General features: G+C 67.1%; 12 protein-coding genes and 2 tRNA genes. 7 read left to right on the forward strand and 7 right to left on the reverse strand.

What is annotated here, in order from left to right; all coding sequences use genetic code 11:
* Window positions 1–28 precede the first annotated feature (28 nt).
* Entirely contained in the window at window positions 29–232 is a 204-nt protein-coding gene (locus BG28_RS05035; protein ID WP_036474583.1) for a hypothetical protein, read from the forward strand.
* Window positions 233–267: 35 nt separating this feature from the next.
* Here BG28_RS05035 and BG28_RS05040 read toward each other — a convergent pair whose 3' ends face one another.
* Window positions 268–930: a 4'-phosphopantetheinyl transferase superfamily protein gene (locus BG28_RS05040; protein ID WP_036474584.1), complete on the reverse strand. Its 663-nt coding sequence runs from the start codon at window positions 928–930 to the stop codon at window positions 268–270.
* Between the two features lie 126 nt (window positions 931–1,056).
* On the opposite strand from BG28_RS05040, the gene BG28_RS05045 reads away from it, so the two are divergent.
* Together BG28_RS05045 and BG28_RS05050 are read left to right on the forward strand one after the other, a co-directional pair.
* A complete protein-coding gene (locus BG28_RS05045; RefSeq protein ID WP_036474585.1) occupies window positions 1,057–2,358 on the forward strand; it encodes a M1 family metallopeptidase in 1,302 nt (433 codons plus the stop codon).
* A 182-nt stretch (window positions 2,359–2,540) separates the two neighbouring features.
* Window positions 2,541–3,476, forward strand: a complete 936-nt coding sequence (locus BG28_RS05050) for a hypothetical protein (protein ID WP_051501009.1) — start codon at window positions 2,541–2,543, stop codon at window positions 3,474–3,476.
* A gap of 45 nt (window positions 3,477–3,521) precedes the next feature.
* On the opposite strand, the gene BG28_RS05055 is transcribed toward BG28_RS05050, so the two are convergent.
* Window positions 3,522–4,775, reverse strand: a complete 1,254-nt coding sequence (locus BG28_RS05055; protein WP_051501010.1) for a LuxR C-terminal-related transcriptional regulator — start codon at window positions 4,773–4,775, stop codon at window positions 3,522–3,524.
* 139 nt (window positions 4,776–4,914) lie between these two features.
* Here BG28_RS05055 and fdhA point away from each other — a divergent pair, with 139 nt between their 5' ends.
* Window positions 4,915–6,132: a formaldehyde dehydrogenase, glutathione-independent gene (gene fdhA / locus BG28_RS05060; RefSeq protein ID WP_036474586.1), complete on the forward strand. Its 1,218-nt coding sequence runs from the start codon at window positions 4,915–4,917 to the stop codon at window positions 6,130–6,132.
* A gap of 251 nt (window positions 6,133–6,383) precedes the next feature.
* On the opposite strand, the gene BG28_RS05065 is transcribed toward fdhA, so the two are convergent.
* From BG28_RS05065 to BG28_RS05075, 3 genes are read right to left on the reverse strand one after another with little or no spacing between them, the layout of a single operon-like run.
* Entirely contained in the window at window positions 6,384–9,272 is a 2,889-nt protein-coding gene (locus BG28_RS05065) for an FAD-binding and (Fe-S)-binding domain-containing protein (RefSeq protein WP_235180970.1), read from the reverse strand.
* A 2-nt stretch (window positions 9,273–9,274) separates the two neighbouring features.
* Window positions 9,275–10,885: a GMC family oxidoreductase gene (locus tag BG28_RS05070; protein ID WP_051501011.1), complete on the reverse strand. Its 1,611-nt coding sequence runs from the start codon at window positions 10,883–10,885 to the stop codon at window positions 9,275–9,277.
* Entirely contained in the window at window positions 10,885–11,424 is a 540-nt protein-coding gene (locus BG28_RS05075) for a hypothetical protein (protein WP_235180971.1), read from the reverse strand. Before BG28_RS05075 ends, BG28_RS05070 begins: the two co-directional genes overlap by 1 nt.
* 234 nt (window positions 11,425–11,658) lie before the next feature.
* Between BG28_RS05075 and BG28_RS05080 the strand changes: the two genes are divergently transcribed.
* From BG28_RS05080 to BG28_RS05090, 3 genes are all read left to right on the forward strand, one after another.
* The gene (locus BG28_RS05080) at window positions 11,659–12,411 is read left to right on the forward strand and encodes an IclR family transcriptional regulator (RefSeq protein ID WP_036474588.1); all 753 of its coding nucleotides are present in this window, start codon (window positions 11,659–11,661) and stop codon (window positions 12,409–12,411) included.
* Between the two features lie 85 nt (window positions 12,412–12,496).
* Window positions 12,497–13,282, forward strand: a complete 786-nt coding sequence (locus BG28_RS05085; protein WP_036474589.1) for an acetoin reductase — start codon at window positions 12,497–12,499, stop codon at window positions 13,280–13,282.
* Between the two features lie 84 nt (window positions 13,283–13,366).
* Entirely contained in the window at window positions 13,367–13,696 is a 330-nt protein-coding gene (locus BG28_RS05090) for a putative quinol monooxygenase (protein WP_036474590.1), read from the forward strand.
* 603 nt (window positions 13,697–14,299) lie between these two features.
* On the opposite strand, the gene BG28_RS05100 is transcribed toward BG28_RS05090, so the two are convergent.
* Both BG28_RS05100 and BG28_RS05105 read right to left on the reverse strand, forming a co-directional pair.
* Window positions 14,300–14,372, reverse strand: a tRNA-Phe gene (locus BG28_RS05100).
* A gap of 61 nt (window positions 14,373–14,433) precedes the next feature.
* Window positions 14,434–14,507 (reverse strand) — tRNA-Asp (locus tag BG28_RS05105).
* Window positions 14,508–14,525 lie beyond the last annotated feature (18 nt).

Here is a 14,525-nt window from a genome sequence, read left to right on the forward strand (position 1 = left end):
TTTGTCTTCCAAGGTGCTGGAGGGGTACGTGCGCAGCAATCGCGACGACGCGGCCAAAGCCTTGTACGAAGAACGCAGAAAGCTGCTCGCCGGCCTGATGATGTCTGAAGCGGAGCCATGGGACGACCTGCCCGAGGATGTGAAGGAACGCTGGCGGGGCAAGACCGAGGGCTCCGGCACCTCCGAGAACCGCGGAGATTCCGGGCCCTGGTCGCAGGGTCGACGGGGCTAGTCGTTCCAGGACGGACTCTGCCTCGACCCGCTGGGTCATCGATCAGGACGACTGATCGGGCCCGGGTTCTCTGCAAGAGCCAGCATCACCAGACCGCTGTCCCGGGCGTTCTCCCCGACCGGGCCCTCGGTCCTGACCTGACCTTCGGTCCCGGTCAGGGCGGCGTTTCCGGTCAGGGTGCGCAGGTCGGTCACCGTGATCTGGTCGTGGCTGAGACAGACCGGCGCTTCCCAGGGCGCGTTCAGCACCACCGCAATGGGCGACAGGCCGCCGCGGCCGGTGTCGAACCCGGTGTGCAGCGACTTGAGCACCGCCTCCTTGCGCACCCAGGCGCGCAGCAGCCAGGCCAGCCGCCGGGCCCTGGCCGCACCCCTCGTCTCACGGAACCACTTCAGCTCCTCGGGTGCCAGAACCACCTCGGCGAACTCGACGGGCTCAGTGACCGACTCCAGGAACGGTCGGACCAGCTCGATGTCGATCCCCAGGGAAGACTCTTCCCCGGGGCCGGCACAGGCCGCTGCGAGGTATCCGTTCGAGCGGGACCTGGAGAGTTCAACCCGGTGTCCGTCGATCCTGGCCTCGGGCACTCCGCCTCGGCGCGGCAGCTCCACCCGGAGCGGGTCCACGCCGTAGGTCCGCGCCACCAGGGCGCGGACGACCGAGTCCGCATCGCGGTCAGCCCCGAACGTCCATTCCACCGACCCACCTCCCGAAACCCGTGTTGAGCGCTGCATGTCATCGAGTCAGCTCATTCTCACACCGCTTCGCGGCGGGCGGGGCCGCAGCCTGGAAATTCGATCTTGTAGAAGGACGCGTGTTTCACCATGAGCCAGCCAGACCCCTACACTCCGACCTCAGGTTCAGCGGAGCTGAAGGTCGAGCACTACGACCTGGATCTCGACTATGAGGTCCGGCCGAACCGCCTCACCGGCCACGCAAGGCTCCACGTGCGCGTACTCACCGAGACCTCCAGCATCGAGCTTGATCTGTGCGGCCTGAAGGTCAGCCAGGTGCTCCTCGACGGTACCCAGACCCGGTACAAACAGACCCGCACGAAGCTCGTGCTCCCGGGTCGCTTCGCCACGGACCAGGCGCTCATCATCGACGTGGACTATCGAGGAAAGCCCCGACCGAGGAAGGGCCCGTGGGGCGCCGTCGGCTGGGAGGAACTCAGCGACGGCGCGCTGGTGGCCGGGCAGCCCAATGGGGCAGCCACCTGGTTCCCCTGCAACGACCACCCCAGTGACAAGTCCACCTACCGCTGCAAGGTTGTGCTCGACTCGGACTACACCGCGATCAGCAACGGAGAGCTGCGTCAGGTGACCGCTGAGGGCAGCCGCACGGCCTGGACCTGGGAGTCCGACCGACCGCTGGCGACCTACCTCGCGACGGTCCAGATCGGAGCATACCGGCGCGGTCCGATCGCAGCTGCTGCGCACCCTCCGGCCCGAGTGCCCCTGGGGCTGGCCTGCGGGGAGCACCAGTGGCAGCGGGCGCAGGACGCCCTGGCGAAGCAACATGCGATGTTGACGGTCTTCGAACGAGACTTCGGCGAGTATCCCTTCAGCGCCTACACGGTCGTGGTGACCGACGACGAACTGGAGATTCCGCTTGAATCTCAACCGCTGTCGATCCTGGGGGCGAACCACCTGAGCCCGGGCTGGGACTCCGAGCGCCTGATCGCCCATGAACTCGCCCACCAATGGTTCGGCAACTCCGTGACTCCGCGACTCTGGACCGACATCTGGCTCAATGAAGGTTTTGCCAGCTACGCGGAGTGGCTGTGGTCGGAAGCCTCCGGCCAGCTCGGCGCCGATGCACACGCTCGCGCGGCGCACGACCGGCTGGCCTCGCTGCCTCAGAACATCGTGCTCGCCGATCCCAGCGGACCCGACATGTTCGACGACCGGATCTACCTGCGCGGGGCGCTCACGCTGCACGCACTGCGCATGTTCTCCGGTGAGGAGATGTTCTTCCGGGTGCTGCGCTCATGGACGGCGGAGAATCGATATGGCTCCGTGACCACCGCGGACTTCCTCGACCATGCCGAGCGAGTCACCGGGCAGCCCGCGCGGTCGCTGCTGCATGGCTGGCTGTTCGAGCCGATGCTGCCCGATCTGCGCTGAGTGGAAGATCCATCCTTGATCACGCTGACCCTGGCGCCTTTTCGCTCCCCCGCGACCGAGCATCTCCTAGACTCATGGCAGAGGCCACCCGGGGCGGTGCATGACCCCGATCAGATCCGTCGACAGGAGTCTCCGAAGAAGCATCGGGGCCGACGCACGGCGCAGGCGCAAGGATGACCACTATGACCACGCGTTGGGTGCTGCTGTGCGGACTGCTGGCGGCCGTGCTCGCCGGAGTCCTCGGGCTCTTCGTCATGAGCCTGCTCCTGGGCGAGGACGAGGCCACCGAGACGGAGGAGAATTCCCCGGCCCGGTGTGAGGCCCACGGAATCCTGCCGCCAGACCCGCGCGCTCAGCCCGACCGCGTGACCGGCATCGGCGTTGCCGACGAGTCCGGTGAGCCTGGTGAGTCCGGTGGGCCTGATGGCGCCGCGGAGGCGATCCAGCTTGATCAGGAGTTCACCTCGGGCGACACGACCAGCAGCTACCACCTGTTCACCAGGGGCGTGGACTTCGATGAGCCAGTCGGGGTCGTGGTGAGGCTCCACGGGGACGGCGGCGCTGAGTTCGAGAACCCCGATGGTCTGTTGAACTGTCTCGCCGCGGTCGCCGCGTCCCAGAACATGGTGTTGTTGGCTCCGCTGACGCCGGATGTGCAGGGCGAGGTCACCTGGTGGCAGGACATCTCCACGAACCTTCCGTGGCTGAACGACCTGTTGACCGAACGCGTGACGCAGTCCTTTCCCGTCGATCCTGAGCGGGTCTGGTGGATGGGGTACTCGGGAGGAGCCGAGATGATCACCTATGGCGTGCTTCCCCGGACTCCTGAGGTGGTCACAGGTGGCGCCGTGATGATCGGGGGCGGAGGAGCTCCACAGATAGCCGTGGAAGAACCTAGCGCGGAGCAGCGACTGTCCCTGGACCTGATCTGGGTGACCGGAACATTGGATGACGGCTCGGTCCCCTACGCCCCGTTCGACGCAGTCACAGCCACCCGAGAGGGCTCGGCCTGGTACCGCCAACAGGGATTCAAGCAGGTCATGGCCGAGTATCCGGAGGGCGAGGATCACTTCTCACTGCAACAGGCTCGGATCCTGGATGAGGCGCTGACACAGTAGCCCACCGGGTCGGGGCTCGGAGATGGTGAACCGGTTCCGGGACTCTCAGGTCTGTTGCTCCGTGAGGAGCGTGGCGATGGCCTCCGCCCGGGACCCGGCCTGCAGCTTGTGCAGGATCCGTGAGATGTGGAACTTCACCGTGTTCTCGCTGATACCCAGCTCTTCAGCGATGGCGCGATTCCGGCTGCCTGAAGCAAGCAGGTTCGCCACCTGCATCTCCCGTGGCCGCAGACCCGCTATGGCGGCCGTGGAGGGTCGAACCAAGGGAGGCTCCAGGGGCAGGACCGCTGAGAGCTCGGCACCCCATCCCGACGTGGAGTTGACCGCCAGCTGGCCTCGGAGGGCATGGATGCGCTGCTGAACGCTCTGCAGCAGAGTCTCGTCATCTGCGGTCCCACCATCACCATCATCCCGAACCTTGACGATCAGGTCGGTCCCGTCGCAGGACCACTGCACGCGCACACGGCTGATCTCGGAGCGCTGCATCCGGCTGAGAATGAACCGGTGGACCACGGCTCTGGCGCCACGGGCCACATCGTCAGGGATCAGATGGTCACCCTCAGGAGGTTCTATGAACTCCAGTTCAACGTGCCAGGACCGCGCGGCGGACCAGAGTTCTTCCTTCAGCCGCGCGAAGGCCAGCGTCACCGACTCTGCCGCCACGGTGTGTGCCTGCTCGGTCATCCCACGAAGTCGCTTCAAGCCCGCGGCGGACCTCGCGATGGCGGCGTCTCGCGCGGAGGCATCGGACAGCTGCCCCGACCTGAGCGGAACGAGGATGCTGTCCAGGGTCGCGGAGTACTCGTCCTTGATCTCGCTCAGCACCTGCAGGCGCAGCCCTGCGGTGGAGCGTGCATGTCGCAGATAGTCGGGGGCGGCTTCATCTGCGCGCTCCTGCACGTGCAGAGCGACGATGTTCCAGATGTCCAGCAGCGGGTCGAGATCCGCCACCGGGCCGGGATCGGTGAGCACCAGGAGCGCACCGTTGCGGGCCACCACCTGGATCGCGGGGCGCCGGGCATCGCCGACGCGCAGTGTGGTTCCGTGCACGCCCTCGACGCCGCCGATCTTGCTCCTGAGCTGATCGAGATCCAGTCCTCGAACCCCGCGCTGGACGGTCGGATCGCCGCAGCACTGGATGCGCCCGCCGCTGGGATCGGCGGTGAGCATGATCAACGCCGAGTGGGCCACCAGTGGGCTCAGCAGATCGGAGAGCCCACGAACGATCAGGCCGAGCGGTGAAGCGAGAACCTCGAAGAGCGGGTGGAGCTGGCCGTCGGGCAGTGTGACGCGTTCCATATTTCTCATCCTACTGACGCGACCTACCCGAAGGTAGAGCTGCGGCCAGCCACAAGGGTCATTGAGAAGAATCACACCCAAATAGAGACTTTAAACATGTGGCGGAATCTTGCCGTCGCGGCCCAAGGAGAGGATAGCAATGTCTACAAACAGTGCAATCGCGTATAAGAGTCCGGGTGTGGTCGAGGTCGTGGATACCCCCTACCCCGAGTTCGAGCTCAGGGATGGACCAGGCGTCAATCCCGCCAACATCGGCCGCAAGGTGCCGCACGGCGCCATTCTCCGGACCGTCGCCACGAATATCTGCGGCTCCGACCAGCACATGGTGCGCGGCCGGACCACCGCCCCTGCAGGCCTCGTGCTCGGACACGAGATCACCGGTGAGGTGATCGAAGTAGGCTCCGATGTTGAGTTCATCAAGGTCGGCGATATCGTCTCGGTGCCGTTCAACATCTCCTGCGGGCGATGCCGCAACTGCAAGGAGCGCAAGACCGGAATCTGTCTCAACGTGAACCCGGACCGCCCGGGCAGCGCCTACGGATACGTGGACATGGGAGGCTGGGTCGGCGGACAGGCGGAGTACGTGCTGACGCCCTACGCCGACTGGAACCTGCTGAAGTTCCCGGACCGGGATCAGGCGCTCGAGAAGATCCTGGATCTGACCATGCTCTCGGACATCTTTCCGACCGGATTCCACGGCGCCTACTCTGCCGGCGTCGGACCAGGATCCACGGTATACATCGCCGGCGCAGGTCCCGTCGGACTCGCCGCCGCGGTCGGAGCACAGCTTCTCGGTGCGGGCGCGGTGATCGTCGGCGACCTCAACGAGGAGCGACTGGCCCAAGCCCGTTCCTTCGGCTGCGAAACCGTCGATGTCTCCAAGGGCGATCCCCGAGACCAGATCGAGCAGATCCTCGGGGTGCCTGAGGTGGAGTGTGGCGTGGATGCGGTCGGCTTCGAGGCACGTGGGCACGGCGCTGATTCAGCGCAGGAGGCCCCGGCAACCGTTCTCAACTCGCTGATGGACCTCACCGAAGCCGGTGGCGCACTCGGCATTCCTGGCCTCTATGTCACCGGAGACCCGGGTGGGATCGATGAGGCCGCCCAGGTAGGGTCCCTCTCGATCCGTCTGGGACTGGGCTGGGCCAAGTCCTTGTCCTTCGCCACCGGACAGTGCCCGGTCATGAAGTACAACCGCCACCTCATGCAGGCGATTCTGCAGGACAAGGTACAGATCGCCAAGGCCGTCAGCGCCACGGCGATTGCGCTTGAAGACGCGCCGGCTGCCTATGCAGAATTCGATAAGGGCGCGGCGAAGAAGTTCGTGCTCAATCCCAACGGCTACATCAAGAACTGAATCGGCTTCACGGCCCACCGCGCTCGATGATCGAGGTGCAGGGCAGCTGCGATTCAGCGAAGCAGGACGGGGCTCGCCTTCATCAGGAGGTGGGCCCCGACACCGCCTGTCAAGCCGTCGTCTTCGTCAGCCTCACCCGGGAATCAGCCCTCGCGAATACTCCGCCTCACGATCCATATCCCACGAACTGAGGACGCCCCACCTCGTCTCACCCCTCGGCCGCCGGTCGGGGTCTCGGTGCCCCTCGGCCCTCATCGGGTCGGGAGCGCAGAAGCCAGCAGCTCAAGGATGTGCCGGTAGGGCCGACCCGTGGCCCGGGTCATCCCGATCTCGCAGGTGCGATTCGTGGAGGCATGAGCCGCCGCCCGCAATTCCCGCACCTCGGCCGCCTCGAGCGCCGTGGCGGAGTCGGTCAGCTCCGGGTGCAACATCCCGCGGTCTCCGGCGAAGGCGCAGCAGTCCCAAGCCTGTGGCACATGAACCTCCCTCGCCACGGCGGAAGCCAGCTTCTCCAGCGCGGGGTCGAGGCCGAGCCGGGTGGAGGAGCAGGTCGGGTGCAACGCCACCGAGCTCAGCGGAGGCGAGAACAGCGCCCCCTGCTCGCGCAGAGCCGGCAGGATCCTCTCCGAGGTGAAAGTGATGGCGTCCAGTACCTCGATCGGGCGCTCCGTCCGCCCAGAATCGGCCATCAGCACCTCGAGGCCTTCCGTGCAGGAGCTGGCATCGCTGACCACGGGCAGCCTGCCTCCCTCGGTCGCCTCCCACAGCGCCTCGGCAACGGTGCGTCGCATCTGCTCATAGCCCTGCATCATCCCCTTGGACTTCCATGGCGTGCCGCAGCACAGCGAGGGCAGCGTCTCCGGCGTGCGCACACGCACCCCGGCGGCCGCGCAGAGCCGCTGGAACGCCTGCCCCACGCCGCCGAGCTCCCGCTCACCCGGCTCCTGTGCCGCGCCGAACATGGTCTGGGTACAGCTGGCGAACCAGACGACCTCGGCCTGCGGGTCACGGCGGACCGGCCGACGTCGACCCCCGCGCGGCAGGTCCACGGTCCAGCCTGGGACGTTCTCCTCGCCGAGGAGGCTCCGCGCGGCGTTCGAGCCGGCCCGGGGCAGCAGGGCAGGGCTCAGACTGGCGGCCGTCAGGGCGATCGCGCCGGCCTGGGTCGAGAAGCCCCAGTGCGTGGCCGCCGTCTTCCACAGCTTTTGCTGCGCGGCGGAGCTGGTCTCCGCCCGAAGCCGGCGCACCAGGTCCCCGGTGTTGATGAACACCGGGCAGGCGGTCTCACACATCCCGTCCGCGGCGCAGGTCTGGACCGCGTCGTATTCGTACTCCTCGCGCAGCGTCTGCGCCAGCGCGGAATCCCCGGCCTGCTCGGCACGCGCGATCTCCCTCCTGAGCACGATCCGCTCCCGCGGGGTCGTGGTCAGCCGTCGGCTGGGACACACCGGCTCGCAGTAGCCACATTCCACGCACCGATCGACCTCCTCCTCGACCTCGGGGGATATCTTGAGGTGTTTCAGGTGCGCCTGCGGATCCTCGCTCAGCAGCACCCCCGGGTTCAGCATCTGGTGCGGGTCCACCAGCGCCTTGACTCGGTGCATCACCGAGTAGAGCTGGCCCCCCACCTGGCGACGCACGAACGGCGCCATGATCCGGCCGGTTCCGTGCTCCGCCTTCAAGGTGCCCCCGCGCGCCAGCACGCACTCCACCATGTCCTCGGTGAACGCGGCGTAGCGGTCCACCCCGGTGATGGAGCCGTCCCCGAAGGACTCGGTGACCATGAAATGGATGTTGCCGTCCTTGGCGTGGCCGAAGATGACCGTATCGGCGTAGCCGTGGGTGTCGAAGAGCTGGTTCAGCGCCTCGCAGGTCTCGCCCAGCCGCTCCACCGGGACCGCGATGTCCTCGAGCAGCGCCGTCGTCCCCTGCGGCCGGTTGCCGGCCACGGCGGTGAACAGGCCCTTGCGGGTGTGCCAGAACGCGGCGCGGCGCGCGGCGTTCGTGGTCAGCTGCGCCGGGACTACCAGCGGGAGCCGTTCCCACAGCGCCGCCGCGCTGTGCAGCCGCCCCTGCAGCGCCTGCTCGTCGGCCTCCTGGAACTCCACCAGCAGCGCGCAGTGGTCCTCGACGGCGAGCGCCCGGATCTCCTCGGGCGACTTCGGATCTCGCTGGGAGACCCGCAGGCTGGTGGCGTCCATCAGCTCCACCGTGGCCAGCTTCGCGGCCACCAGCTCGGGGAGGCTAGCCGTGGCCGAGCGCAGGTCAGGGTAGATCAGCAACCCGGTAGCCACATGGGGCCGGATCGGCAGGGTGCGCAGCGTGGCCTCGGCCAGGAAGGCCAGCGTCCCCTCGCTGCCGATGACCAGATGCTCCAGGATGCGCACCGGCTCTGTGTGGTCCAGGAACGAATTGAGTCCGTAGCCCATGGTGTTCTTGATCGAGTACAGCCGGGTGATCCGCTGCACCGACTCCTCGTCCGCTCGCAGCTCCTCGCGCAGCGTCTGGAGTCCCCGGTGGAGCTCGGGTTCGGCCTCGGCCAGCTCCGAGTCGGCCTCCGGGCGGGAGGTGTCCACCACGGTGCCGCTGGGCAGCACGAACACCGAGGAGTCCAGCGTCCGGTAGGTGTTCGCCTCGATGCCGCAGGCCATCCCGGAGGAGTTGTTGGCCACCACGCCGCCGATGGTGCAGGCGATCTCGCTCGCCGGGTCTGGGCCCAGCTTGCGACCGTGACGCTGCAACCGCGCGTTGACCTGCCGCAGCACCGCCCCCGGCCCGCAGCGCACCCGGTCCCCGCCGTCGAGCACCTCGATGGAACCGAAGTGCCGGCGCACATCGACCAGCAGGTGCTCGGTGACGGCCTGTCCGGAGAGGCTGGTGCCTCCCGAGCGGAACGTCACCGGGGTGCCGGCCCGTTGAGCCTCCCGGAAGAGGCCGACGATCTCCTGCACGGAGTTCGGCCGGAGCACGGCCTGCGGCGTCAGCAGGTAGTGCGAGGCGTCGTGGGCGGAGCCGAGACGGTCGGTGGCCCGCACGCCGACCTCGCCGACGACGCCACGCAACGCCTCGACGAGGCCAGCCGGGGTCTCTGCCAGCGTGGAGGCGCCGGGCTGCGCCGTCGGGCTGATCGCAGCCGCCACGGTCAGAGCCGCTGCGCCTTGAGCTCTGCGGCGATGTGCTCCGCCTGCCTGATGGCCAGCGCCACGATGGTCAGCGTGGGGTTCGCCGCGGCGCCGCTGGTGAACACCGAGCCGTCGGAGATGAACAGGTTCGGCACGTCATGGGAGCGCCCCCAGCCGTCGACCACACCGTCCTCCGGGCGCGCGCTCATCCGCGCCGTGCCGAGGTTGTGCGTGGAGGGGTACGGCGGTGTCCGGTGCGTGGACGTCGCGCCCACCGCGTTGTAGATCTTCTCCCCGGAGGCATAGCCGTGCTCGCGCATGGCGATGTCATTGGGGTGGTCGTCGTAGTGCACGTTGGGCACCGGGAGGCCGCTCTCATCCTTCAGCGTGGTGTTCAGCGTGACCCGGTTGGTCTCCTGCGGCATGTCCTCTCCGACGATCCACATCCCCGCAGAGTTCGTGTAGGCATCGAGCAGCCTCGCGAAGTCAGGCCCCCAGGAGCCGGGCTCGACGAACGCGGCCATGAAGGCCGGCCCGAGCGAGATCGTCTCCAGGTAGTAGCCGCCGGCGAAGCCACGATCCGGATCATAGAGCGACTCGTCGCCGATCATTCCGGCCATGGTCTCGCCGCGGTACATCCGCACCGGTTGCTCGAAGTGGCCCCAGACCGTGCCGGTGAGGTGGCGCATGTAGTTCCGACCCACCTGCCCGGAGGAGTTGGCGAGGCCCTCGGGGAAAGTCGGCGTGGCGGAGAGCAGCAGCAGCCGGGGGGTCTCGATCGAGTTCGCCGCCAGGCACACCGCCTTCGCCGCCTGGCGGTGCAGGTTACCCTCCTTGTCCAGGTAGAGCACCGCATCGGCCCGCCCTTGGGCGTCGTGGGTGATCTGCACGGCCTGAGACTCCGGGCGCAGGTCCAACAGGCCGGTCTTCTCGGCCCGCGGGATCTCGCGCACCAGGGTGGACCACTTGGAGCGGTTCTTGTCGCCCTGGAAGTTGAACCCGTCCTGGATCGACGCCGGACGGCCGTCGTACTCCTCCGCGTTGGTGGCGTAGGGGCCGGTGGCGTAGTACTTATAGCCCACGCGCTCGGCGCCGTTGGCGAACACCTTGTAGTTGTTGTTCCCCGGCAGCGGCGGGCGCCCGTGCATGTGGGTGGACCCCATCGCCTTCTCGGCACGGTCGTAGTAGGGGGCGAGGTCCGCCAGACCGATCGGCCAGTCCAGCAGGTTGGCACCCTCGACCCTGCCGTACACGCTGCGGGTCCGGAACTCGTGCTCCTTGAAGCGGGGCGTCGCCCCGGACCAGTGCGTGGTGGTTCCGCCGACAGCCTTGACGATCCAGGCCGGGAGGTTGGGGAAGTCGCGCGCCACACGCCAGGATCCTGAGGTGGTGCGCGGATCCAGCCAGGCCATCTGGTTGAAGGACTCCCATTCGTTATTCACATAGTCGTCGTGGGTCAGATACGGCCCTGCCTCCAGGACCACCACCGGGATGCCCTGCGCCGTGAGCTCGTAGGCGAGGGTGCCTCCTCCGGCGCCGGAGCCGATGATGACCACGGCCTCCTCGTCCTGGTCGATCTCGTGTGCCGTGACGCTTCTGCCTGGCGTGTGGTTCTCAGGAACGGTGGGCATCACTTCTTCACCTCTTCCATGTCTGAGCTGGTGGAGCCGGGCTGATTGGTGCTGTCGCTTCGCGGCCCGGCGGCCGCAGGCCGCGGGGTCCTCGCCGCGCCCGGGGCCATCTCCGGCATCGTCTCCCCCTCGGGGAACTCGACCCGGGGGTCCGGCAGCCAGTCGAGGTCGTTGAACCCGCGGCTGAGATAGCCGCCCTGGTCGTAGGAGGCCCCCTCGTAGCCGAGCTCCGTCCACACCTCGGCATCGTCGTAGAGGTTCAGCACGGCGGTGCGGCGAACAAAGCCGAAGAACTCGGTCCCCTCGACTCGGCGGAGCACCCGCAGCGCCGCGGCGTCGTCAAGACTGCGGAAGTCGCCGTCGGCCAGCTGGTTCAGTGAGAGCAGCCCCTGGGTGAGCGCCACCCGGAACCAGGTCTCATTCTGCGCCTCGGTGAGGATGGTGTCCGCGGTGCGCTCGTAGGGGCCGTCGGGCACGCGCTCATGCGGGAAGGCGACTCGAAGCACCCGGATCAGGGTCTGCCGTGCCTCCTCAGTCATCTCTGTCGCATTGAGCGAGGGATATTTCGCGGGGAAAACCATCGGGACGCTCCTTGGGCTGCGCCAGCTGTCCCCGGTCCGGCGGGGATCTCTTGCTCCGGACGCTGCGGGACGGGCATGGTCATGATGTGATTGCCCACCCACGCTATGTGATCTGGAACACTGAGTGACAGGTGGATTATCACCCCACGAGAACGTCCTCCGAGGTCCCTCTGCTGCCGGAAAAGAGCGCCCATGCCCGCCATCGCCGTCATCCACCGCACCTTCGCCGTGCTGGAGGCCGTCGCCGGCTCCGGAAGCGCCACTGCCCGCGACGTCGCCGAGCGGCTCGAGATCCCGCTGCCCAGCGTGTACCGGCTGCTCCACGAATTGGTGGCCACGCAGTACCTGGTGCACCTGAAAGAGGAGGGCCGCTTCGAGCTGGGTCCGAAGTGCTTTGACCTGGGACTCTCCTTCCGCCAGCGCCTGGTCGCCCCCGCGGCGATCAGGCGGGCCACCGACGATCTGCACCGAACCCTGCAGACGGCGTCCTACTTCGCCGTCTACCGAGGCTCGGACATCCTGCTCACCTACCTCTCGGACTGCGAGAAGCACCCGCGGCTGCGTCCGCTCCGGTTCGGCTTCCACGAGGCAGCCCACGCCACCGCCTTCGGGAAGATCCTGCTCTCCGGGATGACCCAGGAGCAGCGAAGCTCCTACATCCGGGCGCGCGGGATGCCGGTGCTCACCTCGCACACGATCGCCCGCGAGGACCTGCTCGACGAACACCTGGAAGCCGTCTCCACCCGGGGAATCGCCTGGGAGCACGAGGAGTTTCTGCCCCGGACCACCTGTGCAGCAGTGCCCGTGCGCAACAGCAGCGGCCTCAACGTCGGCGCCATCGCGATCAGCATGCCCAGCCGCAGCGCCGCCGGGAAGGAGTCGCAGATAGAGTCCGCGCTGCGGGAGTACGCCGGCCGATGCAGCAGGTACATGCGCTCCGGCTGATTCTCACTGGACGAGAAGCCACCTGGTTCCGGCTGTGCCGTGCGTCACAGACTGTGCTCACCATCAACCAGGAGGAGAACCACTCATGAGCACACATCAGAGGGTCGCCGTCGTCACCGGAGCAGGGCGCGGCATCGGCCGCGGCATCGCGGAGAGACTCGGACGGGACGGGCTCCACGTCGTCGTCGCTGATCTGCCGGGGATGCAGGAGGGGGCCGTGGAGACCGCCGAGACCATTCGCCAGGCGGGCGGTCAGGCCAGCGCCGCCGAGGTCGATGTGACCGACGAGGCCTCCACCGAGGCGCTGGTCCGCTCGGCGGTCGAGGCCGGAGGCTCGTTGGACGTGTTCGTCGCCAATGCCGGCATCGCGCAGGTCCAGTCGCTGCTCGACTACTCCGTGGAGGACTTCCAGAAGGTCATGGACGTCAACGTCACCGGGGTGTTCCTCTCCTACCGCGCGGCGGCGCGGCAGATGAAGGAGCAGAGCTCGGGCGGGAAGATCATCGGAGCCGCCTCGATCGTGGCGTTCCGCCCCTTCGCGCTGCTATCCCCTTACTCCGCGAGCAAATGGGCGGTGCGCGGGATGACCCAGGCCGCCGCCATGGAATGGGCTAAATACGGCATCACGGTCAACGCCTACGGCCCCGGGATCGTGGGCACCGCGATGTGGGACCTGATCGACGAGAAGCTGGCGGAGGAGGAGGGACTGCAGAAGGGCGAGGCGATCAAGAAGTACGCCGGAGACATCCTGCTGGGGCGGGTCTCGGTCCCCGACGACGTAGCCAGCCTGGTGTCCTTCCTCGCCTCGGAGGATTCCGACTACGTCACGGGGCAGACGATGCTGGTGGACGGCGGGATGCAGTTCTCCTGACACCTGATGCTCGACCGCCCGGGCTCACCCAGACCCCGGGCGGCAAGACCCACGAGACACGACCTACGAGAAGGGACGAGACGCATGATCCTCATCGTCGTGAAGTTTGACGTGCTGCCGGAGTACGCAGAGCAGTGGCCCGAGATCACCCGTGAGTTCACCCAGGCCACCCGCGCTGAACCGGGGAACAAGTGGTTTGACTGGTCCCGCAGCCTGGAGAGCCCCAACGAGTACGTGCTGATCGAAGCGTTCGACGACGACGGCGCCGAGCCGCACGTGAAGTCTGCACATTTCCAGGCGGTCACCGCCCCGGGCTCACCGATGCACCAGGCCCTGGTCTCCACGCCGAAGATCATCTCCCGGCAGGTCGAGGGCGAGGGGTGGGACGAGATGGGCGAGATGCAGGTCAGCTGAGCAGCGGTCCAGGTCCACCGCACCTCACCGCTGGTGCCGCCCCGCCTCTGGCGCTGCACCAGCGGCGGGGCACATAGGCGGCGGAGCGCGCCCGATGAGGCCCAGATGCAGCTCCTCGACACGTTGTGGAGACATGAGACAGCGAAGACCTCCGGGCAGGATGTGGGTGACCACAGGATGTGGGTGACCACACTGAGCATCCTGACCACGGAGATCCTGGAGTCCCACGCTAATGCACCGCCGACCCCCCTGGGCCGCACACGCCTCACCGTTCTTATCGTGGAAGCGTGACCTTCTGGGCCATCCCAAACTCTCCACCCACACGTCCCGGAGTACCTTCGCGACGATACTCGACAAGGCATGGCTCTCCGCGCCGCCGATATCGCCGACTATCTGGACCACGAGAACCCTTCCATGCCCCAGTACGCTTTCATCAACACGGTGAAGGCTGCGACGGATGCAGCCAGAGTCATGGAGGAACAGCTCGATGGACTGATCGGAATATATACGGAACGCCCGACTGGAAACACTTCCGGACCTGATTCCAGACACAAGAAAACCCCCGGAAATCCAGGGGTTTTCTCTCCCGCTAGCGGGTAAAGGTGGCTCCGACCGGCGTCGATCCGGTGACCTTTCGATTTTCAGTCGAACGCTCTACCAACTGAGCTACAGAGCCATGATCGCCAAACTGAGCGACGACTCGCTCTCCGACCAGATTCTCTGTACAGAGAGTGAAGCGACCCTGACGGGACTTGAACCCGCGACCTCCGCCGTGACAGGGCGGCGCGCTAACCAACTGCGCTACAGGGCCTTGCTTTGTGCCGCTTGG

Source organism: Nesterenkonia sp. AN1, assembly GCF_000582475.1.
In the GTDB taxonomy this organism is placed as follows: Bacteria; Actinomycetota; Actinomycetes; order Actinomycetales; family Micrococcaceae; genus Nesterenkonia; species Nesterenkonia aurantiaca.